The sequence below is a fragment of the Tateyamaria omphalii genome (assembly GCF_019802125.1).
GTDB lineage: Bacteria > Pseudomonadota > Alphaproteobacteria > Rhodobacterales > Rhodobacteraceae > Tateyamaria > Tateyamaria omphalii_B.
This window is the reverse complement of the sequence record NZ_JAHVHT010000005.1, coordinates 56,071-80,563: the sequence shown is the minus strand read 5'-3', so window position 1 is coordinate 80,563 and position 24,493 is coordinate 56,071. Positions and strand designations below refer to the sequence as shown.

Genomic DNA, 24,493 nt, shown 5'->3' with positions numbered 1-24,493 from the left:
TCAAAACAGAATTTCAGCACTCAAGCGTATCGACCGTCCGGGCTCCGGCAAGGATACGACCTCGGTCGGGAAATCCTGCCCATATGTCGCGCGTGCTGTGTACTGCTCGTCAAAGAGGTTGTTGACCTCCATTCGCAGCGTCAGGTTTTCCATGCGCTTGGGTGAGTATTCCACAAAGGTGTTAACCACTGTGTAGCCATCAATCGTTGGTGACCCGCCCAGGAAGTCGAATGTATCGCTGTAGTCCAACGCAATTTGCGCATCGCCCCCCACGAGGATACCGTTGTCGAAACGGTGTGCAGTTTGGAGCGTGAAAAACTCACCCAGAGGGATTGTCAGATAGTTCCCGGTAAAAGAGTCCGCAACGCGCCCGTTTACTTCAGTATCGATGTTGGCATAGCCCACACGGAAGAAGCCACCGTCCCAAGTGGTGGAGAAGCCCAACTCAAACCCACGCGACTCTACATCCGCACGGATGTTGGCACCGCTACTGCTGCGGATACTGGCAGCACGGGCGTTGTTGATATCGGTGCCGAACACCTTGCCGTCGATCGCCCATGTTCCGGTCGTGTAGCTTGCCGCGATATACGCGTTGTCCGCAGTGACTGTGCCAAGACCGTCTGCCGGATAGTTCCAGATTGGCGTCATGATGTATGTTTCGGCCAGTTCAAGCCCGCCCCACACATGTGAGTATCCCGCACCGACAGTAACCCGGTCGGTGACGTCCCACTCACCCGATACATTCCCGGACAAGCCGCTTTCCGACTGTTTGTAGCCATCGCGTGCTTCGAAGTCTTGAAAGTCTGCCCGCGCACCGAAGGACAGGCGCGTGTTGGCGTTTGGCTCCATCCGAACCTGTGCAAAGACCCCTATGTTTTGCAACTCTTCACCGACATTGTAGTCTTCGTTGGGATCGGTGAAGTCTACAAAATCAATGTTTGCTTCATCTTTGTAGAAATCGATACCGGCATTGATCTCACCCCAACTCAGTGTGAAGCGGTTCGAAATCTCGCCGTTCAAGCTGGTGGTTTCACCAAAGACACGCTGACGTTCTGGTTCATTCGTCTCGTCGTTCAACAATTCCGTCCCGCTGTAGCTCAGTCGGATCGTGGGGTTCCACATATCCGTGGGGTTCGTGCGGGTGTAGGTGATCGAATAGTTTTCCCTTTGCAGATCATAGGGCCGCGTCAACGGCAACGAACCTCCTATCACCTCGCCGATATTGGCGCGATACGGACGCACGTCGTCATCGGCCACGTTTTCAGCAGAAAACTCAAAACGATGGCCGCCTTCGGTTTCATATGCAATCTTGCCCAAGAGGCTGTTCAAGTCAGTGCCGGAGGCAAGGATGTCATTGCCATCGCCGTCTTCCCGATTGTTGCCCGTGGCAGACTTTCCGAACAGCAAATACTCGAAACCGCCGTCGCGTCCGTAAAGGCTCAGGCTGTTCGAAAACACATCTCCATTACTGTCATACTCAAGCTTGTAGCGCCCGCCAAAGGTGTCGCCATGATCCAGCAGGTCATCCACATCCTTTGTCTCATAGGCCAGCGCCCCGGCCAGCGCCCCAGGTCCCGCATCCGCCGACGCCACGCCAGGTTCGATTCGCACAGCCTTGAGCAGCGCAGGGTCAATGAGGGTCGTGGTGTTGTGGTGAAAGACTTTGTTGTTTTGCCGCGCTCCATCAATCGAGATGGCGAGGTTATTCTCCTCGATCCCATTTACGTAGACTTTCTGTGACATCGGGATTGAGCCGCCAACAGCAATTGTCGGCTCGGCCACGAAGAGTTCGGACAAGTCCGCGGGGTTGCTCAGCGCGAGCCCCTCACTCGTTACGGAGATTCCATCCTCCGCAATCGGGTTGTCCGGCGCTGACAAAACGATGGTTCCGAGAAACGCATCGTCGTTCGGTTCGGGCGGCGTTTCGGTTTCAGTCTGGTCTTGGGCGATGGCAACGGCCGGCATCAAAGCCACCGTGACGCACACCTTGGTAAAGGTGGATGACATATCTGTTCCCTCATCTAGCTTTTCAGGTGGCTAGACGGATCTCAGAGCTGCCTTGCAGCGGTTATTGCCTTGAACGTCGCTGAAACGCAATGCGATGGCGGGCGCACATTGCCTCAATTCATACCTTTGTTGAGAAAACAGAACATTGCCCCGGCATTTCATCCGGCTCATTGGTGATCGGACTATCGTTCAGCCACTGTCATGCAGCATCCTTCAGTCCGGCTGATCGGTTTATACCGCGCGAAGCCGTGTTTGGGTAACTACCGGACCTCGGCAATTGTTGTCGCGGACAGCTTCTCGATCAGGCTTCGCTCGATGTCTTCCAAGACCGATGCGACCTTTTGATGGAGCGCGTGCTCTACTGAACAATCTGGTTGAGCCTCGTTTCCAGGTGTCGCAACCATGCTTTCTTCCAGGGCGACGTAGACATCCGCCAACGTGATCTCTTGCGGCGATCTGGCCAGCCGCCAGCCGCCAGCATGCCCTTTCTCGGCAGCAAGAAGGCCGGCTTTGCGTAGCCGTCCCAGCACGCGTCTGACCACAACCGGGTTTGTCCCGGCATGGTCGGCAATGTCGGCAGAGGTGCGCACACGATCAGGCTCGCGGGCCATGTGACCCAATGTGTGCAGCGCCAAAGACAGCCGGCTGTTGCGTTTCATGCGCGGATTTCCTCCATTTGCGATTTACGTAACAAATGCAGTTGCGTAAATCTAGTAACTTCAATAGTTACGTATTGTGAGCACCACGACTCAGGGAGCTGCAGAATGCAGGACGTTGTCATTGTCGGAGGCAGTTTCGGCGGGCTAAGCGCCGCACTGCAGCTTGGTCGTGCCAGCCGGACCGTTGCCGTCGTTGATGCCGGCGCACCGCGCAACCGGGCCTCCGAAGCTGCTCATGGTGTGCCGGGATGGGACGGAAAGCCACCCGGCGATATCTTGGCTGCCTTCAAAGCGGATGTGCAGCGCTATCCGTCAGTCACCCGGTGTGACGGAGAGGTCGTATCAGTTGGCGGAGATCGCGATAATTTCGAGATTACCCTCGCTTCTGGTGAAACGATTCCCGCCCGCCGCATCATTCTCGCACATGGCGTTGCCGATATGCTCCCCGATCTACCCGGCTGTGATCAAGCGTGGGGAAAGTCACTGTTGCACTGCCCATATTGTCACGGCTTCGAGGTTCGTGGTCGTCCGCTCGCGGTACTGGCAAATCATGCTATGTCGGGACACCAAGTGGAACTGCTTCGCGCTGACTGGAGTGATGATGTTACCGTCCTGACCGGCGTGACCGGTGATTTTGAGGCGGCGGGTTCTCTATCAGACGGTTTGAAAGCCGACCCGCGCTTCGTCGAACGCTTGAACCTGACCGCGACGGGCATATCCGTCGTATTCGATGATGGTGCGCAATCTGAATTTGCAGCCGTCTTCGCTGCGCCACGGATCAGCCTGAGCGGCACGCCTGCCGATATGCTTGGCTGCGCCAGCGCCAGTGGGCCACTTGGTCCATTCGTTCAGACTGGCCCAATGGGCCAGACTTCGGTGGATGGTGTCTTTGCCGCCGGAGATTGTGCGCGTCCGTCGCACAACGTCACATCCGCTATCGGTGATGGCGCGACCGCCGGTATCGGTTGCCACCAGTCCCTCGTCTTTCCCCAACTGATACAACCGCTTGAGGCTGCCGCATGATTGATGCCCGATTGCCCGTTACCGTGTTGTCCGGTTTCCTGGGAGCAGGAAAAACCACTTTGCTCAACCGTGTCCTAAACAATCGGGACGGTCGACGCGTTGCCGTGATCGTGAATGACATGTCCGAAGTGAACATTGATGCCGATCTGGTAAGGGCCGACACGGAACTCAGTCGCACACACGAAACCCTGGTCGAGATGTCGAATGGCTGCATATGCTGCACCCTGCGCGACGATTTGCTGGATGAGGTCCGCCGCCTCGCTGCTGAGGGCCGGTTTGATTACCTGTTGATCGAGTCGACCGGAATCTCGGAACCGCTACCGGTCGCCGCCACCTTCGACTTCAGAGACGAATCCGGCAACAGCCTGTCCGACGTGTCGCGCCTCGATACAATGGTGACCGTAGTGGATGCGGTGAATCTGCTGCGTGACTTTTCGAGCCACGATTTCCTGCATGACAGGGGAGAAACGATGGGCGAGGAAGACGAGCGCACATTGGTCCACCTGCTGACAGATCAGATCGAGTTCGCGGACATCGTAATCCTGAACAAGGTCACAGATGCTGGTCCGGACCGGGTCGATGCCGCCCGCAAGATCATTCGCAGCCTCAATGCCGACGCGCGGATCATAGAGACTGATCAGTCTGATGTCCCTGCAGATGCCATTCTTGACACCGGGTTGTTTGATTTCGAGAAGGCGCATGAACACCCAATGTGGGCCAAGGAGCTTTACGGGTTTGCCGACCATGTGCCAGAGACCGAAGAATACGGAGTTGCTTCTTTTGTCTATCGGGCGCGGCGACCCTTTGTTCCCGAAAGGGTCTTGGACATACTCAACGGTGATCTGCCGGGTGTCATCCGGGCCAAGGGGCACTTCTGGATCGCAACGCGGCCGGGTTGGGTCGCGGAGTTTTCGCTGGCAGGTGCGTTGTCCAGCGTGCAACCGCTTGGTACCTGGTGGGCGTCAGTGCCAAAGGATCGCTGGCCGGATCACGAGAGTGCCCGCATCTATATGCAAGCCCATTGGCAAGAACCATGGGGCGACAGGCGTCAGGAGCTGGTGTTTATCGGATCCGGGATCGACTGGCCGACGCTGAAGGCGCGCCTTGATGCATGTCTGGTGCCGGAAGAGCTTGCGGCAGGTCCCGATACACTTCCGGACTACCCGGATCCCTTTCCTGCCTGGCGACGCGCGGAACAAGTGGCATGAGCTTCCATCGCACTGCTATCCGGGATGCTGCCGTAGGCGTTGCCGTGGCTGAGCGTTCCCAAGATTTGGCTGCGTTTCTACGACCGGGTTGCGCTGCGGCGATTTGGCGGAGACGTCCCGCGAAACGGTTGCAAACCTGGATAGACCATCTGGACCCGGCTTTGCTGCCGCAAGGGCGCGTTGTAGTAAAGCCTGAGGCGGTCAGTGCAACGTTGGGCTCGTTTTGTGAAGTTGCAGGTACTCCGGCCTGTGCAGAACGGGCCCAGCTTATTGATGATGTTGCTGACCTGGCCCGTCTGTTCGCGGCTCTGATGCGTGCGCAGTACCTACGCCTTCGATTGCAAGCTGTTACCTCAAACGCCTGCCGAAAGTTCCATATAGATGCGATCACGGGCCAGCTTATCTGCACCTATCGCGGAACCGGCACACAGTACGGAGTCTCAACAAGAGGAGAAGATCCCAAGTGCGTGTTTACCGCACCAACTGGCTCGCCGATTTTGCTGCGTGGCACTTTGTGGCAGGAACAGCCGCCATCGGGTCTTCTGCACCGATCTCCTCCCATTGAAGGGACGGGAGAGACGCGTCTGGTTCTCGTGCTTGATAACGTGGACCGTACTGTGGGCATCGCATGACCCGCAATCTCGGGGCGACGACGCTTCGCCGGACGCGTCGCAACAGCGACCCGATGCGCAGCTATGATGCTTTGCCTGCGCCACTGCGCAATTGGGTGTCTCAGGCGGCTTTGCCGTGGTCGCCTGCCTCTGTTCGGCGTCTTTGGGACCGCGCTTGTGCCAACGGTCTGGCAACCGAAGATGCACTGCAATTCTTATCGGAGACGGAAGCCAGATCTCTCGCCAAGGACCGACATTCTTTCACCAGTACGACTGCTCAAGGAAACTAAAGGACGTTTCATGTCACTTCTAAAATCTCTTGCCACGGCTGTCGTCTTCGCCTGTGCCGCCGCAATGCCTGCAACTGCGCAGGATGGAAGCCTCACAATTTCAGTGGGGTACGGTCCAAAGGCCGAGGTGCCGGACCCGCGCGCGGGCTACAACGGCTGGATGTCGAACCAGACTGGCGTGACTGAAACGCTCATGGGGCTTGATTATGAGCTCAATCTTTATCCTCGCCTTGCCGAAGGTATCGAGCAATCGGCAGCGACAACATGGCGCGTGACTCTGCGCGATGGGCTCAAGTTTCACGACGGTGCACCTGTGACTGCGGATGCGGTTGTTGCTGCAATTGAACCCATCCTTGAAGAAGGCCATCCGGCGCACAACGCGCGGGTTGCCAACCTTCTCGACCTCTCTGGGTTGGTCGCGGAGGATGACCGCGTGATCGTGTTTGAAACAAACAGTCCGAACGCGGCCTTCCCATGGACATTGTCTGAGCCTGGCATTGCAGTGCTGGGTCAGTCATCGGATGCGTTCCCCATCAATGCGACCGGACCGTACATTTTCCGCGAAGCGGTGCCTGATCAGCTCTATCGCGTTGAAGCCAACACAGATTACCGTCTTGGGACGCCCGGGCTGGAAGAAGTGCGTGTGATGGTGATCCCGGACCCTGGCGCGGCCGCGCTCGCATTTGAAGCGGGTGAGGTTGATATGGTTATCAATTATCCCGAAACCGACTTTGCACGCATTCAGGAAACGGGCGCACAGGGCTTTTCTGCGCCCACAGCGCGGCTCTATTTCTATACAGTCAACGCAAAAAGTGGGCCGATGAAGAACCCTTTGATCCGCCGTGCGGTGTCTGCAGCGATCGACAGGCAGGGTATTGTGGAAGCGGTGCTTTCCGGTGTTGGGGGCATGCCTGCAGGCACTGTCTATCCCGACGGCAAAAGTTGGGCCGCCGACATTGACCCGGTCTACGACCCCGCCTTGGCCGAAAAGCTTTTGGCAGAGGCCGGCGCGGTCAAGGAAGGGGGGTTCTGGATGTGGAATGGCGAGCCGCTGGAAATCGACATCGTCACCTATGCGTCACGCGCAGCGCTTCCGCCGACCGCGGAACTGACGCAAGCCTTCCTGCAAGCGATTGGTATCAACGCCAGTGTTCGGTTGGGTGAATTTGGGGCCAGCAACGATGCCATCGCATCCGGGCAAGCGGACCTCTTCCTGCAGGCCTGGGTTACAACACCGCAGGGCGATCCGGGCGCGGTTCTGGAGGCACTTCTGAAAACCGAGGGAGGTTCCAATTCCGGCGGCTACAGCAATGCAGAACTGGACCGGTTGCTGAAAGATGGACGCACCACGTTCGATCATGCAGAACGCAAAGCGATCTATGACCGGGTGCAAGACATCATTGCTGCCGAGGCAGCGATGCTTCCCGTTTTTCATGTTTCTCAGGTCAATGTGGCGCGTGCCGGTTTGACAGGGTATGCGGTTCATCCGACCGAAACCTACTGGATCACGCACGAGACTGCGTTGACCAAATGACAATTGTTGCGCGTGGCCTGAGCGTCCATCGCTCAGGTCGCTCTATCCTATATCCAACCGACATCATCATCGAGCCCGGCGAGCGCGTTGGACTTGTCGGAGCGTCAGGGTCTGGAAAGTCCACGCTTGGACACGCGTTGGTGGATACACTCCGCGCGCGCGGTCAAAGCGTGGCGCTTGTCCCGCAAAGCCCGGATGATGCGCTCGACCCGTTGAGATCCATGCAGTTCCATTGGCGTGAAGCAGAGCGCGCGTTGGGCCTTGATCCTGACGTGGTACGCAGGGATGCCTTGTTTGAAGCGCTTCGCATCGAAGCAGGCGATATGCGGAAGCGGCCCTGGGCATGGAGCCGTGGGATGCAGCAGCGTTTTGTCATCGCATTGGCATTGCTGGGCGCGCCGGACCTGCTGGTTATGGATGAACCCACGTCTGCGCTGGATCCTGTCGTTGCGGCGGGCACCATGAACTTGCTGGACGCGTATCTTAAGGAACGACAAACGGCGCTTTTGCTCATCACCCACGACCTGGGCCTTGCAGCCGCGCGAGTGTCGCGGCTGATCGTAATGGATGCGTGTCACGTGGTGGAAAATGCGCCGACCGAGACCGTGCTTGCTACACCCCAAACATCGGCGGCCAAGGCGCTTTGCGCCCATCGCAATTGGTTGGAATTGCCGTGCTGAATGTCGACGGAGTCTCCGTCCGGCGCGGAAGGATGCGAGCGTTGGAAGACGTTTCCCTTTATTTGGAACCTGCCCGTACATTGGCCGTCGTTGGGGAGAGTGGCGCTGGCAAGTCGACCCTCATTGGGGCCACCCTTGGCCTGGTGCCTTGCACGACCGGACAGGTCACATGGGCTGGCGCGTCACCCCGTTACATTCGCCCCGCTCTGGTCATGCAGGAGCCTCGAAGCGCATTTAACCCCCACTTGTTGCTCCGCCGCTCAGTTATGGAGCCTTGCGTGGCGAAACGCTTGCAATGTGACCCGAGCCGTCTTCAACGGCTCTGCGATGGGCTGGAGATCTCTACCGACCTGCTGGACCGGCGGCCATCCGAGGTGTCCATCGGTCAGGCACAGCGCGTCGGCATATTGCGCGCGTTGATCGCTGCACCGCCGCTGGTCCTCTTCGATGAGCCGCTATCTGCTCTGGATGCCGTGACGCAAAAGCACACAGCCCGGCTGATTGCTGAGCTGCAGGCGGAAGAAGGTTTTGCGGCAATGATCGTTACGCATGACCTAGGTTATGCTGCGGCATATGCAGATGATATCGCCGTGCTGCGTGCTGGCAGGATTGAGGAGATCGGTGCGGCAAAGGCGTTTGTCGCGGAACCCAAAACGGCGTACGGACACAGACTGCGCGATGCCGCCTTTGCCCTCGGCGCGCTTGAGCGGGCTGCATAGTGGCCTCTGTTCTGGCCTTGTTTCTACGCGCAAGCGTTGTGCTGGTCTGTACAGCCCTCGCCACATTTTCACTGTTGTGGCACGCGCCGGGTGATCCGGCCCTTGCGGTCGCGATCGCCAGATATCAAGCCGTGGTGCCTGATGCGGTGCTTGACCAAATTCGTACCGAGGCGGGATTCAATACGGGGTTCTGGACGGCCTTTGCATCTTGGCTGCGCCCGTTGCTGCAAGGCGATTTTGGTCAGTCGGCAGTCACTGGGCGCGATGTCTGGCCGGAGCTGGTCACAGCCATCGGTTACACTGTGCCGCTGGCGGTTCTCGGGCTGCTGATTGGCCTCTTTTTTTCGATACCACTTGCGCTGCTGGCAACCAAAAAACCGGGCGGCTGGCTGGATAGGCTTGCCGTCGCGCTTGCATCCATCGGCGCCGCGATTCCGGCTTATTGGCTTGGCTTGCTTCTGATCCTGTTGTTTGCGGTTCAGCTTGGGTGGTTGCCTGCGATGGGTGCCCGCACCTCGGCGCATGTCATTCTACCTGCCCTGACACTTGGACTTGGCGTTGCGGCTTCGCTCACCCGGATCCTGCGCTCTGGTCTTCTCGAAGCGCGGGGCCAATCCTTCCTACCGGCATTCCGGCGGCGGGGCATAAGCAGGCGTGCTCTCGAGCGCGATCATGTTGCGCCTCATGCCGCCATTCCGGTGATCACCGTATTCGGACTTGAACTCGCCTTTTTGCTGGAGGGCGCCGTTATGGTCGAAGTGATCTTCGCGCGGCCTGGTCTGGGCACGTTTCTCGTTTCCGCAATCGAAGCGCGGGACTTCCCCAAGGTGCAGGCAGTGGTGATCCTCACTGCGGTTCTATTTGTGACGGTCAATCTTTTGATTGACCTGCTTTATCGCGCCATTGACCCGCGGATCGGAGAGCGGGATGCGTAGTGTAGTTGTCCTGTCCGCAGTGCTTCTTGCCCTTGCTTTAATTGGGCCACTTCTTGCGCCCCATGCACCCACAGCAATCGACATACCAAATCGCCTGAGCGCACCGGACGCTGACCATTGGCTTGGCACCGATGCACTGGGCCGAGATATCATGTCCCGCCTTCTGCATGGCGCGAAATGGACCATTGGTATTGCTTTCTTGATTTCACTCGTCGGCCTGTTGGTCGGCACACTTATTGGCCTGGTCGCTGCCTTGGGCGGGCGCGTGATGGACTGGGTTTGCATGCGGACAACGGATACGTTCCTTGCTTTTCCCGATCTTGTCGCGGCGGTTGTCATTGCGGGGGTCCTGGGAGCTGGCACCGGCAGCTTGATATTTGCCCTCACGATCACCGGGTGGATGCGCTACGCGCGTGTCGCTCGCGGTATCGGCCTGTCATTGCAAAACCGTGGATACGTTGTGCAAGCCCGTTTGGCAGGGCTGTCTGCGCTGGCAATCGCGCGTTGGCATTACATCCCTGCACTTTTGCCATCTCTGACAGTCGTTTGGACCGGCATGTTCGCCCGGGCGATCCTTGGTATCTCGGCTCTCGGCTTTCTCGGTTTTGGCGTTCAGCCACCAATGCCCGAATGGGGCTCAATGCTGCTTGATGCGCGCATACACATGCGGTCCACCCCCTTGCAGATGATTTGGCCTGGACTGGCTGTCGTTTGCTCGGTGCTCGCCATCAATCTTGCAGGCGACGCGTTGCGCGATGCGCTGGCTCAAAATGACGACCAGATCCCATGATTTTTGGACCACCTGATGCGTGGTGTAGGTTCGGGGTTGCTCTCTGGCCTTCTTCTCACGGGGATGATGATTTGCCGGAATGTGGTCAATGCAGAGCTACTTCGTGGAACCGCATTTTCTTGGCCTGTGCTCGCACCGCGGCGGTTGAACGCTCATGTTCAGATGATCAAGGCAGTGCTTTCTCTCCGAACAGCACCTGATCGAGATCGCGATACCATGTTTGCGGATCCGAACCGTCTTCGACACCAATTCTGTAGAGTTCACTCATATAGACCGGATCAAAGGCCTGCTGGGGCTCCTTGTCAAACCGTGGTGGAACGGCAAGACCGTTAACACGCAGCCCGTCCCTCTCGGCCAAGGCAAGGATGAACGCGATATCGCCGTAGCTTTGCGATCTGATCAGTGTATTCAGGGTACGGTCTGCCATGTCGCCCAGCCGCGTGCTTTGCGCTTCGAACCTGGGTTCAAGACGCTTGTTGTGGATCAGCCAGACCGTGTTGTCCTTGTTCGCGAGACCAGCGTTTTTCAATATACTTCGAAGTGGCAAGTCTGATGGATAGGTAAAGATCTGCTGAGTCAGTGCACCGTCCACGTGGAGTTCTTCCTTGACCGATGTCCCGTCCGAAACTGGAATACGAACGGGCTGAAAGAAAACCGGGATTGCTGCGGACGCAAGGATGACCCGTCGCACCAAAGCAAATGCTTCTGGCGTGTTGACGTTTGCGAGCTCGCCGATATCCCACAAAACGGGGCGCTCGGCGTCCATATTCGTTGTGCCAATAATCAGGCGGCGCCCCTTGCGATGCTCTTCTCCAATTCTTCGGATATGTGCATCAGTGAGTTCCTCTTCGATTGCGCGTGCCAGAGGCGCATTGTCGGCAAGTGCCCCACCGCTGATCACCGCAGGCAGAATCCGAAATCTAGCGATGCGGGTCGTGTCAGTTGTTGTATAGAAACGCGTGAGTGAACCGTCGTAGTCAGGTCCCAGAAATGCAAACGGGGCGATGATCGCACCGGTGGAAATTCCGGTAACGATGTCAAACTCCGGACGCTGTCCCGTCGCCGTCCATCCGTTCAACACACCTGCGCCATATGCACCGTCGGGCCCACCGCCGGAGAGAGCCAGAATGTTCAGTCCGTTGCTGTTTCCGCGTTGTCTGAGTGCCGCGGTCAGGTCGTCGACGATGCCCGCGTTTTGCGGGCCAGAGAGATCGCCGAACGCCCTTACCGCATATGGAACACCGACAGGTTCAAAACCTTCGTAGGTTGCGGCGTCCGGCGTCAGGAGCGCTCGGTCGTGCACTCCACATCCGGCAAGGATGAGAACGCAGGCCATCAGCACCGCAATTGGGAAGTGACGAACGTTCAAGTGTTGTTCTGAGGTCGTGAATGACACGGTTTACCCGCCTTGGATCTATATGGATTTCGCGCCCTGCGGTATCGGCTGCATTGCCGGACCACCTTCTGCGTCATGCGCCTTCTGATCAGGTAGGCTTTCAATCTGATTTCGCAGACCAATTGCAAATTGGGAAAGCAAGCCCTCGGCCTCGACCGGATCCAGATTGACGGCCAGCCTGACCAGTGATCCCGTCAGGTGCATGTTCATGAAACACATGTGCCGTAACTGGTCGTGATGAGAATCAGCAACGAACTTCTCCAGGCAATCGAACAGCAATTCGCCGTTCTTGCGGCTGTCGTCGAGATCGAGTTGCTGCAATTTCTTGTCGCCTTGTGTCGAACAAAGGATGTCTCGCACTGTCGGGTTTGAGCGCAGAAACCGGTAGTAGCCACGCAGTGCTTCCTCGACCTTATCCGCTGCATCATTCAGGCTGTCGATCCCTGAAAACTGGGCCGTCAGCCCTGTCCGGACATCCTCCATCACAGCGATGGCTAAAGTCTGTATGATTGCGCTTTTGTTGGGAAAAAACTGGTAGACTGTCCCAATGGGTACAGCCGCCTGTTTGGCAACAGCGCTCATTTTGAGCCCGTCACTGCCCTGTTTCGAGATCAGATCTTCGGCGGCGTTCAAGATCTGCTCGACCCGTGCCTTGCTGCGCGCCTGCACCGGCTCTTTCCTGACGTTGATTGATGCGCTGACCATGTCTCTCCTGCCCACAGAATCTCTCTTGTTGACTAATATGAGGAGTTCTCACATATTTCAAACATGATAAACACTCATGTTAAGGAGAGTGACGTTGGCGAACCTCATTGACACAGTATGTATCGTTGGCGCGGGACCTGGTGGATTGGCCTTGGCACGTGCTTTCAAGAACCTTGGAATTGCCTTTGACGTTTTTGAACGCCATAGCGAAGTCGGTGGGATTTGGGACATCGATAACCCCGGGACACCGATGTACGAATCCGCGCATTTCATCTCGTCCAAGACACATTCCTATTTTTCTGACTTCCCGATGCCGGACAGTTATCCGGACTACCCGTCGAACCGGCAGATCTTTGAATACATGAAGTCCTTTGCGCGGGCGCATGACCTCTATCCGCACATCACCTTCAACACCGAAGTGACTTCGACCTCATTTGAGGACGGCGCATGGACCGTGAACCTGTCTACCGGTGAGCGCCGCACCTACCGCTGGCTGGTTTGCGTGTCTGGCACGACGTGGCATTCGAAGCTGCCCGGGTGGGCGCGGGACACCGCAGAATTTGATGGCGAGGTACGCCACGCCAGTTCCTTCCGCCACATGGATGAATTCCGCGGCAAGAAGGTGCTGATCATCGGCGCGGGCAACTCTGGCTGTGACATCGCGTGCGATGCAGCCGTTGCCGGAGACAAGGCCTACATCTCTGTTCGACGCGGCTATCACTTTGTTCCCAAGCATATCATGGGCAAACCGGCGGACGTCTTTGCCGATCAGGGCCCCAATCTGCCGCTCTGGCTGCAACAAAGGGTCTTTGGTGGGCTGCTGAAGTTCCTCAACGGCGATCTCACACGTCTCGGCCTGCCCAAACCAGACCACCGCGTGCTGGAAAGCCACCCTATCGTGAACTCCCAACTGCTGCATTACCTTGCCCACGGCGATATCCTCGCCAAAGGCGATGTGGAGCGTCTGGACGGCAAGCATGTCCTGTTTAAGGACGGTTCCCGCGAAGAAATTGACGTGGTCATCTGCGCCACCGGATACGAATGGAAGGTACCCTATGTCGATCCGAGCCTTTTCAGCTGGAAAGGGGACCGGCCCGATAACTACCTGCACATGTTCTCGCGCAGCAACAACCAGCTGTTCGGGCTTGGTTTCACCGAAACCAATGGGGGCATCTACAAGCTCTTTGACGGAATGGCCGATCTCATTGGCCGCACGATCCTGTCGCAACGCGATGATGCAGCAGCCTGGGCGCAACTGGAAAACCGGATCAAGAGCCACGAGCCCGACCTGAGCGGTGGCATCCGTTATGTGGCCAGCGACCGGCATGCCACCTATGCCAACATCGATGCCCTCAAGCGAGAGTTCAAAGCGCTGCGCAAGCATATGAACTGGGACGAGCCGAAACCCGGCTACTTCAATCCTTCCGCTCAGCCCGCGCTGCCGAAGGCGCTGGAGGTAGCATGATGAACCGTGCGTTGATCACAGGCGCCGCTGGCGGCGTAGGTGAAGCTTTGGCCAAGCGGCTGACCAAGGAAGGGTATGGTCTGGTCCTCACCGACCGGGATGAAGCTGCACTCAAACGTGTTGCGCTCACACTTCCGCAGCAGGCGGAACTGATCATTGCCGACCTCAGGTCGGAAGAGGACCTCGGGCGTCTTTGTGATCGCATCGAAGACGTGCGAGTGCCGGTTGATCTGCTGGTCAACAACGCGGGCATGATCGTTCCGGGACCCGTGGGCACTGTGCCGGATGACCTGATGCGGGCGCATGTGGACATCAACATGACAGCGCCGATGGTGCTGTCTGCCGCGGCCGCGCGATCCATGAAAGCACGCAAGAGCGGATACATCTTTTCCATCATGTCGCTTGCTGCCGTTGGCCCCATGAAAAACAGCGCGTCCTATTCCGCATCCAAGTTCGGGCTGCGCGGTTTCATGGCAGCGCTTGCGATGGAACTTCATCCACATAGCGTGGGCGTCGGTGGTCTATTTCCCAGCGCCATCGATACGCCGATGCTGGCGGCAGAGATGGCGAACCCGGATGGATCGCCGCTGAACTTCATCGGCAACGCCAAACCCCTGACGCCCGATGAGATCGCGGACCACACGGTCCGAGCGATCACCAAGGGCAAACTGGAAACCTGGTTGCCGTCGTCAGACGGATTCATGGCGTCCTTGATGATGATGTTCCCGAGCTTGCTGCGCCCCGTGGTCAGCTATCTTGAGAAGCAGGGCGAGAAGAAGAAACAAGCGTATTTGAAGGCGCTCAGATGATGAACTCGATCCTGAAGTTTGCAGCACAAAAAGCCTGTCGACTGCCCGCCCCGATTGTCCGCCTGCTCGGTGGTGAACCCATTGTCATCGACGGTCAGCGGCTTGATCCTCTGATCCAGATGATGGTCAAACGCTTTGGCGACCCACCAGGCAAGATCGGAAGCGTCGCCAGCACACGTGAAGGGTTTGACATACAGGGCGATTGGCTTACCCATCCCCCTCATCCAGACGTCATGATCACGCCGCACAGCTGTGATGGTCCCAACGGACCCATACCTTGCGAAATCCATCGTCCCAACGCTTTGCCGAACACAGATGCCCCAGTGCTGATATTCTATCACGGCGGCGGGCATGTGGGTGGTTCGCTCACATCGCACCGCGACATCTGCCGCCAGCTTGCGTATGAGGTGAATATGGCCGTTGTGGCCGTGGATTACCGCCTTGCGCCTGAATTCAAATTCCCTGTTGGGATCAACGATTGCATTGCGGCCTTCGACGCGATTGCGCGCGATGCCGTTTCGTTGGGCTTTGATCCAAAGCGTATCGCTGTCGGTGGCGATAGCGCCGGAGGCAATGCAGCAGCTATCGTGGCACAACAACGGCGCGATGCGGATGTGTCCCCGAAATACCAGCTTTTGTGGGTGCCATGGCTCGACATGAGCAAGCAGAGCCGATCCTACGACCTGTTCGAGCTCGGCTACTATCTTGAAAAGCCGAAGATGGAATGGTTCACAGACCACTATCTTGAGGATGTGTCACAAGCCCTCGACCCACTGGCGTCCCCGCTTTTGGGCGAGGTGAGTGGCGTGTGTCCCGCTGGTGTTCTGGTCGCCGGATTCGATCCGTTGCGCGATGAAGGCTGCGCTTATGCTGAAAAACTGAAGGATGCCGGTGTTCCAACCGAATTGCACCTGTTCGAAGACCTGGTCCACATCTTCATCAACATCGGTGGACACGTTCCCGCGGCACGGCGGGCGTTCGATCAAGCTGTTTCCATGCTCAAGGCGAACGTTTAATGTAAAGCGCTGCGTACCTACTTGTCAGACGCGCCGTGTTTGTGGCCGAGAGGAAGGATCGAAACCTCCCACGCAGCAAAAAGCATGGCCTTGGCATCTTCCATTGCACGTCTGCCCTCGTCTTCGCAGCAGTCGGCTGCAATTGCCGCAGCCGCACCGCCAAACGACACAATCATTAGCAAGGCCATCTTGGCGCGTTCATGTTCTTCTGCGCGAAACAGATGGTTCGACATAGCAAAGATGTGGTCGCGATTTGCCACTGTGTCATCCTGATCGGCTGTCAGGAGTTTCTTGTCCGAGGCATGTCCGGTCAGAATGTCCCTATATACGGGATCATTTCGCAGTAGCCGGTAATACTGGTCCAAAAGTTCGGTGGTGATGTGTGAGAGCTGAACAAGGGACGCCGGCCTTTTGGCCAGAACTTCCATATTCTTGCGCGTGTTCGCACCAAGTACCTGCTCAGCCAGTGCTGCGATGATTGCGCTCTTGTTCGGGAAGTACTGGTAGATGGATCCGATGGACACGTCGGCCTCTGCCGCGATTGTGCTCATCTTCAGGCCAGCCGCCCCCTGGCGTTCGATGATTGCGCGCGCCGCGGATAGAATTTGAGCGACACGCTTCTGGCTTCGCTCTTGAACGGGTGTTCTGACACTTTCTTGACCTGAGGCTTTTTTGGGCATCTCAAAACCAGAAAATTTTTCATATTCTAACAGGCGTATGATGACCGATCAAGAACATCGGGCACTTTTCCGCCCAAAACCTCCGGCTTCTTCAAGTCTCCTGCGCGGGAAACTGCTTTGAGGTTAAGTAACACTTCAAAAAGTCGATTTGTACCGAGGGAATAATAGAAAAATGGCTGAGGCTTGGAAATTTGAGGCGTCTATAGATCCATACATGAAACATCCTCATATTTTTGGTTGACTGTTCTGGCGCGCATCGAATATCTGAAAAATATTCAGAAAAAGGTGCTCCGCATCTTCTTGGTTTGATCGATCTGGCTCCGCGTTGTGAATGGCGGGGCAACGGAAACAGGAGAACGTACATGTTCCGCTGCACTGGTTTTGCCTCCCGCTTCTTAGAGTTTCGCCTGGTGAATTCCGATAAAGTCAAACGCAGGGATCGGGTTCGAACCGATGGGCTGCCCGTCAATTTTCTGAAAACGCTCGTTCTGATGCTGGCTATCGTAACCGGTTTCTCGGTACGCGCCGCAGAGGGCCAGGACGCGCCACGCCTGGTTAAAACCATCGTGACGGATCAAGTTGAAGCATCCGTCCAAAGAACCTTTTTCGGTCAAATAGCAGCGCGCGAAACGGTTGACTTGGGTTTTCAGGTCGATGGTCGCATCGTGGACCTGAAGGCTCCGGAAGGTGAACTCCTGCCGAGAGGAACGCGTATCGCACAATTGGATCAGGAACCATTCGAGATCGAGGTTGAGCGTGCTCGACTGGCGCTTGAGCAATCGGAACGTACTCTGAACCGCTTTAACAGGCTGTCAGGCAGTACAGTCAGCGAGGCGCAGGTGCTGGATGCGCAAACCGAGGTGAATCTGGCGCGGGTTGCCTTGCGGAATGCTGAATACGCTCTTGAACAGACCGAGATATTCGCACCATTCGATGCAGTGGTGGCTGCACGCCATGTCGCCAACTTCTCTACCATCGCGGCGGGAACGCAGATTGTTCGCTTGCACGACCTGTCCGCACTACAGGTCGATATTGACGTACCCGAAGTGCTTGTGCAGGAGCTGGGTGAGGATCCGGACGTAACTCTTACCGCGCGCCTTCAAGGTCAGGATACCGAGTATCCGCTCGCTTTCCGTGAAGTGAACGCCGAGACGTCCCAAGTCGGCCAGACTTTTCGCGTCACACTTACTCTTGACCCGCCGCAGGGTCGGCTCCTTTTGCCCGGCGCATCCGTTACGGTGCACGCGCGTCTGAACGGAATGGCCGAGGGTATACCGGTGCCACCGTCCGCGGTTGGCTTAGACCCCAATGGCACCAAATTCGTGATGCTGGTCGAGGATCAGGATGGCGCGGTTGTCGTGCGGCGACAGGATGTGTCGGTTGGCGTTGCCGCGTCAGGTGACATTCTGATCACCGATGGCTTGGCGCACGGCGCGGAAATTGTCGTGGCTGGCGTTGGCTCTTTGCGCAGCGGTGACGCCATCCGCCGCTTCTCCGCCGACTTCGACTAGGGGTAAGGCAGATGGATATTGCGCGTTTTAGTATCGACCGGCCGATCATCACCTGGCTGCTTATCTTGACATTCCTGTTTGGTGGAATTGGCGGGTTCCTGTCTCTGGGACGGCTCGAGGACCCGGCATTTACCATCAAGGTGTCGGCCATTATAACCGAGTATCCCGGTGCATCCGCTGAAGAGTTGGCACGCGAAGTGTCGGAGCCGCTGGAAAGCGCTATCCAGAAGATGGACGAGGTGGGCCAGATCACTTCACGCAATACGCCCGGACTGTCTGTGATCGAGGTCGAGATCGTTGACACAATCGACGGTACGGAACTGCCGGACATCTGGACCAAACTGCGCGCGCGTGTCTCCGATGCCGCGCTCTTTCTTCCGCAAGGTGCATCGCAGCCTTACGTGAACGATTCGTTCGGTGACGTTTTCGGCATGTACTATGCTGTGACAACCGAAGGTTTCTCCGACCAGGAAAAGCACACTTTCGCCAGATATCTGCGCCGTGAGGTTCTTGCTGTTGAGGGCGTCGCGGACGTTGAATTGTCGGGGCTACCGGAAGAAGCGATTTTTGTTGAACCAAATCTCGCCGTTGTCGCAAATCAGAATATCCCCGTGGAAGCATTTCTGGGAGCGCTTGAGACATCAAACTCACTTGCAGATGCGGGCACACTCGACAACACCCGTTTAAGTATTGCCAATGGCACCAATTCGGTGTCGGACATTGCAAACTTGTCGGTCGGTGTAGACGGACTTGTGCTCAATATCGTGGACATTGCCTCGGTGTCACGCGAGCGCGTCGAAGATCCCGAGATTCTTATCCGCCACAATGGCGCCGAAACGTTCACCATTGGTATTGCGGGTCTGGCCACTGAAAACATCGTCGAGGTGGGCGAGCGGGTCGAACAGCGTCTGGCCGAGATCATGGCCACCCTGCCCCTCGGTGTGGATCTTCACCCGATCTACGAACAGCACAAGATCGTAAACGAGGCGTCAAACAATTTTCTAATCAACCTTGCGATGTCGGTGGCCATCGTGGTGGTGGTACTGGCTGTTTTCATGGGTCCGCGCGCGGCCCTTACGGTCGGCACGACATTGTTCCTGACGGTCCTGGGTACTCTCCTGTTCATGTTGTTGTTTTCCATTGAAATGGAACGCATTTCACTCGGTGCGCTGATCATTGCCATGGGTATGCTCGTGGACAATGCAATCGTGGTTGCCGAGGGTATGCAGACGGCCATGGCGCGCGGCAAGTCTTCGCGTGAGGCTGCAACGGAAGCTGCGTCAAAGACCCAAGTTCCGCTTCTTGGAGCCACCGTTATCGGTGTGCTGGCCTTTGCCCCTATCGGTCTCAGTCCGGACTCGACGGGCGAATTCATGTTCTCACTCTTTGCGGTCATTGGCATTTCGCTTCTGCTGTCCTGGTTCCTCGCCCTGACGGTTACCCCGCTCATCGGTCACTACACTTTTGTGCAGGGGCAGGCAGACGGACAGGACGCATATAGCGGTTTGATTTTCCGCGGCTATGCTTGGCTGTTGAAAGGCGCGCTGCGCTTTCGTTGGCTGGTGTCTGTGGCCCTCGTCGCGATTACAGCGGCTTGTCTTGCCTCTTTTGGTCAGGTGAAGGAACAGTTTTTTCCCGATTCCAACACGCCGTTGTTCTTCGTGGATTACAAACTGCCACAGGGCGCAACGATCCACGAAACCGAGGCAGACATAGCGGTGCTGGAAACGTGGCTGGATGCACAGGAAAAGGTGACCGCTTATACAACCTATGCCGGTGATGGCGCGCTGCGTTTCATGCTGACCTATCCAACCGCAAAGGCAAACAGCAGCTTCGGCCATTTGATTGTACGCGCAAACGACGTGTTGGAGATTCCAGACATCATGGCTGAGATGCGTGTCTTTGCTGCGGAGAACCTGCCCCAGGGCGAACTGGTTGCCAAACAGCTTGCCTTTGGTCCGGGCGAAGGCGACCCGATCCAGCTTCGCATCTCTGGCCCGGATGCGTCCGTTCTAAGATCGCTCGCAATCGAGGCCGAACGCAAAATGCGCGCGGCCACTGACAGTTTTGCGGTGCTACGAACGGATTGGCGCGAACAGGAACTTGTCATTCATCCGGTGTATGCGACGGAACGGGCCAAGGCCGTCGGCATCAGCAGGGACGACATTGCCGAAACGATGCGCTTTGCAACGGATGGTGTGCCTGCCGGCGTATATCGCGAGGATGAGCGCCAAATACCGATTATCATTCGGGCACCGCGCGACACTGAAATGGGTCTGACGGATCACCTTGTCTATTCCAATAGTGTGCAACGGCTCATCCCGATGCAGCAGGTCATTGAGGGCCTGTCGGTGATACCGCAGGATACCATTTATCACCGCCGCGACCGGGTTCCGACATTGACACTGTCCGGCGCAATCGCGCCTGACGTGTCGGCTGCGGAAGTACTGGCCGAGATCCGAGCTGACATCGAGGCGATTGACTTGCCGCCGGGCTATGCGCTTGCTTGGGGTGGTGAGTATGAAGACACGCTTGAGGCAAATGTCAGTCTTGCGCAGCAGTTGCCTTTGGCTGTGATCCTCATGGTCGTGATCTCCATTGTGCTTTTCAATGCGCTGAGGCAGCCGCTGATCATCTGGCTGATGGTTCCGATGGCGGCAAATGGCGTCGTGATTGGACTGTTGGCGACGGATCTCCCATTCAGTTTCACGGCCCTTCTGGGTATGCTCAGCCTGTCCGGAATGCTTATCAAGAATGGTATTGTTCTGGTCGAGGAGATTGATCTGGTGCGCACCGAACAGCATCACTTAGACGATGCAATCGTTACGGCTTCATCGTCTAGGTTGCGCCCCGTGATGCTTGCCGCAGCCACCACCATTCTTGGTATGTTGCCGCTTCTGAGTGATGCCTTCTTTGTCTCAATGGCTGTCACCATCATGGCAGGTCTCGCTTTTGCGACGGTCCTGACACTGATTGCAGCGCCTGTGTTTTATCGGATCCTGTTCAATGCAGATCCCCCAAAACAATCAGATGATGACGTTCATCTGATGACTTTATCAAGCGTGGCAGGCTGAAACAGTTCTGCTGGTATCAACTGTTTATATGACTGGAAAGGTTATTTCAGGAGGCTGAGTTGCTTGTTTCAATCTGTTCCGGGCGTTGGCAGGAAAACCTGCAAACTGTCGTGGCTGCGAAGTTATCTCGACCGCTTTACGACGCATGAAAATCGGCGCCCAGGCCCAATACGGATACCTTGATGCCCATTTGGTGCGCCAGTTCGGCACGTATGATCAAAGCGTCAAGCGCTGCCGTGTCATCCGTGGCGTACACCACTTGGACATGATTTGATTTATGGCGACCCATCAACTGATCCCGTGTTACCCCAGTCAAGGTGGCGTGCATGATGGGCCATTCAGGTGTGGTCGCGTCGCGGCGTCGTTTTGTTTCGTGTGCCGGTAGTTCGACGCTGTGACCGAGGCCGATATCGAGGCGAAGTTCGTCATCTTCCAGGTAGATGCGTGACCAAACAATGCTCCCCGGCCGTGCCACACCTGACAAGGTGCCGCCACCGGAAGGAAAATACATCGGAGGCTGCCTTTTGCTCTCCGACCCGGCCCATCCGCCAATATGATGCGCTGGTGGCGCTGCACCTGAAATCTCGAAAACCCAAATGAAGTCATTCTGCCAGCGACTGCCGTCATCATCACCCCATCGAATATCGTGCAACGTCGTTTCAACAGGCTGGCCGATGGCTGTGTGGACACGATTGATTAGCAGCGCGTCAAGACCAGCGCATTCATCGACTTCATTGAAATGGATGATGGGCAGGTTTGGACGAATGACGCTGCCATCCCGCCTTTTGACAGGCGGACGGTCGCAGTTGTTTAGCATGCCTTCTACAAGGTCGGAGGCTGGCAATAGATCCTTGAGGCCTTGCTGGTACTGAATGCCGATCAAATCGCAATCGAAACTGTCTGTCATCCGTACTGCCGCGACATACATTTTGCATTGCAGGAGGACTTGGTCGATCGTCAGTTCGGTTTCAGGGTCGTTACCGAGGTCAAGTTTCAATCCTCTGGCGACCATCCATTCGCAAACGGCCCGCCCTTCTTCGTCTGGCACCTTCATGGTTTCTGCGTAGAGAGCGGACTGTGACAATCGCTCTTTGAAAACACCCAGTGGCGCCAACGCCTCGTCCGGAATGATGGCGTTGTACATGCCCATGCACCCCTCGTCGAACACCCCCATGATCGCTTTGCGATGCTGTAAATCAGCTGCGATCTCTGTGGCGATATCACGAAGTCTGGGGGGAACAGTGGAAGTATCAAATTCAGCTACGTGAGACTGTGGATGACGCAGGACACCGCGCTCCAACCAGCTCTGCAGTCCGTTTCTGAAAAAGGGGTCGGTGAAATCCTCGCTCCAGAGCGTCGAATACGTGACACCAGCCTTGGCGAGTGAACCATTGAGGTTCAGCATACCGACAAGGCCTGGCCATTGTCCCGACCAATTGGCGACCGTCAGGATTGGACCCCTATGGCTGATCAGCCCCGGCAGAATATGATGTGAATACTGCCACACGGCCTCCGCTACGACAACCGGGGCGTCCAGTGGGATTGAAGCCACCGCATCAAGTCCCGCGCGTTGGCTGTCGAGGAACCCATGCCCCTTGTCAGGGTCAAATACGTGCGCACGTTGGACAACATGGCCTAGGGCTTCGACTGCGTGAACGACTGCAGCTTCCATCGTCTCTTGCGCCGGCCAACATGTCACGTTCGCGGCGAGGCGGCTATCACCGCTTGCAAACAGATAGACTGTACATTGATCCATCAGATAAACCCCATCAACCGTGCATGACTGTTTGAATGGATTTGAATTGGTCCTGCAGCGATTTGAAAATATTGTATTTCTTGTCGTGGAATGCGCGAACCTCGGAACGAGGTACTAGTGTTTTGCCCCCTCTGGACATCCCGTGCATTGCCTTGAGCGTAGTTGGGAACGCGCCCGACGCGCGCGCGGCGAGCATGGCAGATCCCAAGAGCACGGGTTCAGGCTGGTCCGGTATGACGACCTTGCATCCGGTGATATCGGCATGGGATTGGCAGTAGATTCGGTTCTTCGCCAGTCCTCCACTCACGACGATTTGCGTGGTTGGAACGGACTGGCTTTCCAGTTGTTCAATGATCTGCCGTGTCCCGTATGCCAACGATTGTATGCCAGCGAGATAATCGACGACCAAGTCTTCCATGTCTGTGGCGGTATTCTGGCCGACAATCATCCCCAATCGTGACGGATCGGCGAGTGGTGATCTGTTTCCGTTGAAGTCTGGTACGATGTGGCGGTTCTTGGCCAATTGGTCATAAAAGCCGCGTTCGGCAGCACCAAGCACCCTCTCCTCGAGCAAACCGTGAGGAGTGTGGCCTGCTTGTGCCGCGTTGAAACGCAATTCGAACCCGGCAGCATGACGATTTATGATCGTATCCAGCGCTGCGCCGGCCATGGATTGACCAGCCTCATTTACCCAAAGACCCGGCAGAACCGCCCCAAGGTAGGGTCCCCAGACGCCAGGAACGTAGGCGGGCGCGCCCGACAAGGTGATGTGACACGCGGATGTTCCAGCGATCAGGGCCATTGTGGCGCCGTCGCCAGCGCATCCGAGTGTTCCCAGCGCGCCCGCGTGCGCATCGATCATGCCTACGGCTACACGGGTTTTTTTGGATAATCCCAGATCGCGGGCTGCCTCGTCTGTGAGGTTGCCAACCGGCTCTCCGGGCGCGGCCATCTCCTGACCAATCCGCCTGTAGTTTTCGGTTGCAAGATCGCCCAGCCCAATTTGCTTGAAGAATGAGTTGTCCCACCCTTTGCCATGCTCGCCCTTGGTAGCATCGTATGTCCATTTGCAGACCACCGTGCACAACGACCGTTTCAGGGACCCGCTTGCTTTCCACGTCAGCCAGTCTGGTAGGTCAAAGAAATGAGCTGTTTCTTCCCAAGCGAATGGCAGGTTCTCTTTCAGCCAGACGAGTTTGGGAATCTGCATTTCAGGAGAGATTGTCCCGCCGGAAATGCGCAATCTGTCGTGGCCTGTTCCATCAATCCGCTTGGCGATGTCTTTTGCTCTGTGATCAGACCACAGTATAACGTCCTGATCGCTCTCTCCGTCGGGTGAGACGGATATTGTGGATCCCTTCGCGCCCGCGGCGACAAGGGAACAGGTCGCATCAAACCCAATGCCCGAGATCTGCCGAACATCCGTCTCCGTGTAGCGAATAACATCATGCACACAATGGCAAACGGCTGCCCATATATCTGTCGTCGACTGCTGTGCAAAATCTGGGCGCGGGTGCCACGTCTGTATCTTGTGTGAACACGCGTAGATCATGTTGCCGTCCACGTCGAACAGTCCTGCGCGCGCACTGCCAGTGCCCACATCTACCCCGATGAAATAGGTCATG

Annotated in this window: 21 protein-coding genes; 14 read left to right on the top strand and 7 right to left on the bottom strand. The window is 56.8% G+C overall.

Going from position 1 to position 24,493, the window contains the following annotated elements; all coding sequences use genetic code 11:
* A complete protein-coding gene (locus tag KUV51_RS18295) occupies positions 1-2,007 on the bottom strand; it encodes a TonB-dependent receptor domain-containing protein (RefSeq protein WP_222522893.1) in 2,007 nt (668 codons plus the stop codon).
* A 260-nt stretch (positions 2,008-2,267) separates the two neighbouring features.
* Positions 2,268-2,666 (bottom strand): RrF2 family transcriptional regulator, encoded by a 399-nt coding sequence (locus KUV51_RS18290; RefSeq protein ID WP_222522892.1) that lies wholly within the window; start codon positions 2,664-2,666, stop codon positions 2,268-2,270.
* 105 nt (positions 2,667-2,771) lie between these two features.
* Here KUV51_RS18290 and KUV51_RS18285 point away from each other — a divergent pair, with 105 nt between their 5' ends.
* The 9 genes from KUV51_RS18285 to KUV51_RS18245 all read left to right on the top strand — a co-directional run bounded on the left by KUV51_RS18285 (position 2,772) and on the right by KUV51_RS18245 (position 10,456).
* Positions 2,772-3,689: an NAD(P)/FAD-dependent oxidoreductase gene (locus KUV51_RS18285; protein ID WP_222522891.1), complete on the top strand. Its 918-nt coding sequence runs from the start codon at positions 2,772-2,774 to the stop codon at positions 3,687-3,689.
* Positions 3,686-4,897 (top strand): GTP-binding protein, encoded by a 1,212-nt coding sequence (locus KUV51_RS18280; RefSeq protein WP_222522890.1) that lies wholly within the window; start codon positions 3,686-3,688, stop codon positions 4,895-4,897. Before KUV51_RS18285 ends, KUV51_RS18280 begins: the two co-directional genes overlap by 4 nt.
* A complete protein-coding gene (locus tag KUV51_RS18275) occupies positions 4,894-5,529 on the top strand; it encodes a DUF1826 domain-containing protein (protein WP_222522889.1) in 636 nt (211 codons plus the stop codon). Before KUV51_RS18280 ends, KUV51_RS18275 begins: the two co-directional genes overlap by 4 nt.
* The gene (locus KUV51_RS18270; RefSeq protein ID WP_222522888.1) at positions 5,526-5,798 is read left to right on the top strand and encodes a DUF6525 family protein; all 273 of its coding nucleotides are present in this window, start codon (positions 5,526-5,528) and stop codon (positions 5,796-5,798) included. The genes KUV51_RS18275 and KUV51_RS18270 overlap by 4 nt, the downstream gene beginning before the upstream one ends.
* Positions 5,799-5,808: 10 nt before the next feature.
* Positions 5,809-7,332 carry an ABC transporter substrate-binding protein gene (locus tag KUV51_RS18265; RefSeq protein WP_222522887.1) on the top strand — a complete coding sequence of 508 codons (1,524 nt, stop codon included), beginning with the start codon at positions 5,809-5,811 and terminating at the stop codon, positions 7,330-7,332.
* Positions 7,329-8,012: an ATP-binding cassette domain-containing protein gene (locus tag KUV51_RS18260; RefSeq protein ID WP_222522886.1), complete on the top strand. Its 684-nt coding sequence runs from the start codon at positions 7,329-7,331 to the stop codon at positions 8,010-8,012. Before KUV51_RS18265 ends, KUV51_RS18260 begins: the two co-directional genes overlap by 4 nt.
* 32 nt (positions 8,013-8,044) lie before the next feature.
* On the top strand, positions 8,045-8,731 hold the full coding sequence (locus tag KUV51_RS18255; RefSeq protein ID WP_261385920.1) for an ABC transporter ATP-binding protein: 687 nt from the start codon (positions 8,045-8,047) through the stop codon (positions 8,729-8,731).
* Positions 8,731-9,666, top strand: coding sequence for an ABC transporter permease (locus KUV51_RS18250; RefSeq protein ID WP_315898846.1), 936 nt, complete (start codon positions 8,731-8,733; stop codon positions 9,664-9,666). Before KUV51_RS18255 ends, KUV51_RS18250 begins: the two co-directional genes overlap by 1 nt.
* 151 nt (positions 9,667-9,817) lie before the next feature.
* A complete protein-coding gene (locus tag KUV51_RS18245; RefSeq protein WP_261385919.1) occupies positions 9,818-10,456 on the top strand; it encodes an ABC transporter permease in 639 nt (212 codons plus the stop codon).
* 166 nt (positions 10,457-10,622) lie between these two features.
* Here KUV51_RS18245 and KUV51_RS18240 read toward each other — a convergent pair whose 3' ends face one another.
* Positions 10,623-11,852 (bottom strand): patatin-like phospholipase family protein, encoded by a 1,230-nt coding sequence (locus tag KUV51_RS18240; RefSeq protein WP_222522883.1) that lies wholly within the window; start codon positions 11,850-11,852, stop codon positions 10,623-10,625.
* A gap of 18 nt (positions 11,853-11,870) precedes the next feature.
* Positions 11,871-12,521: a TetR/AcrR family transcriptional regulator gene (locus KUV51_RS18235; RefSeq protein WP_222522882.1), complete on the bottom strand. Its 651-nt coding sequence runs from the start codon at positions 12,519-12,521 to the stop codon at positions 11,871-11,873.
* Between the two features lie 130 nt (positions 12,522-12,651).
* On the opposite strand from KUV51_RS18235, the gene KUV51_RS18230 reads away from it, so the two are divergent.
* Genes KUV51_RS18230 through KUV51_RS18220 form a run of 3 tightly spaced genes read left to right on the top strand, consistent with a single transcriptional unit; the run spans position 12,652 to position 15,847 of the window.
* Positions 12,652-14,022, top strand: a complete 1,371-nt coding sequence (locus KUV51_RS18230) for a flavin-containing monooxygenase (RefSeq protein ID WP_222522881.1) — start codon at positions 12,652-12,654, stop codon at positions 14,020-14,022.
* Positions 14,019-14,831: an SDR family NAD(P)-dependent oxidoreductase gene (locus KUV51_RS18225; protein WP_222522880.1), complete on the top strand. Its 813-nt coding sequence runs from the start codon at positions 14,019-14,021 to the stop codon at positions 14,829-14,831. Before KUV51_RS18230 ends, KUV51_RS18225 begins: the two co-directional genes overlap by 4 nt.
* Complete coding sequence (locus tag KUV51_RS18220) at positions 14,828-15,847, top strand: alpha/beta hydrolase (protein ID WP_222522879.1); 1,020 nt, start codon at positions 14,828-14,830, stop codon at positions 15,845-15,847. The genes KUV51_RS18225 and KUV51_RS18220 overlap by 4 nt, the downstream gene beginning before the upstream one ends.
* Positions 15,848-15,864: 17 nt before the next feature.
* Here KUV51_RS18220 and KUV51_RS18215 read toward each other — a convergent pair whose 3' ends face one another.
* On the bottom strand, positions 15,865-16,527 hold the full coding sequence (locus tag KUV51_RS18215) for a TetR/AcrR family transcriptional regulator (RefSeq protein WP_222522878.1): 663 nt from the start codon (positions 16,525-16,527) through the stop codon (positions 15,865-15,867).
* A 362-nt stretch (positions 16,528-16,889) separates the two neighbouring features.
* Between KUV51_RS18215 and KUV51_RS18210 the strand changes: the two genes are divergently transcribed.
* Positions 16,890-18,038 carry an efflux RND transporter periplasmic adaptor subunit gene (locus KUV51_RS18210; protein WP_222522877.1) on the top strand — a complete coding sequence of 383 codons (1,149 nt, stop codon included), beginning with the start codon at positions 16,890-16,892 and terminating at the stop codon, positions 18,036-18,038.
* 11 nt (positions 18,039-18,049) lie between these two features.
* Positions 18,050-21,112, top strand: coding sequence for an efflux RND transporter permease subunit (locus KUV51_RS18205; protein WP_222522876.1), 3,063 nt, complete (start codon positions 18,050-18,052; stop codon positions 21,110-21,112).
* A gap of 136 nt (positions 21,113-21,248) precedes the next feature.
* Here the strand turns inward: KUV51_RS18205 and KUV51_RS18200 are convergent, their stop codons facing one another.
* Entirely contained in the window at positions 21,249-22,868 is a 1,620-nt protein-coding gene (locus KUV51_RS18200) for a fucose isomerase (RefSeq protein WP_222522875.1), read from the bottom strand.
* A gap of 13 nt (positions 22,869-22,881) precedes the next feature.
* Complete coding sequence (locus KUV51_RS18195; RefSeq protein WP_222522874.1) at positions 22,882-24,492, bottom strand: FGGY-family carbohydrate kinase; 1,611 nt, start codon at positions 24,490-24,492, stop codon at positions 22,882-22,884.
* Between the last annotated feature and the right edge of the window lies 1 nt (position 24,493).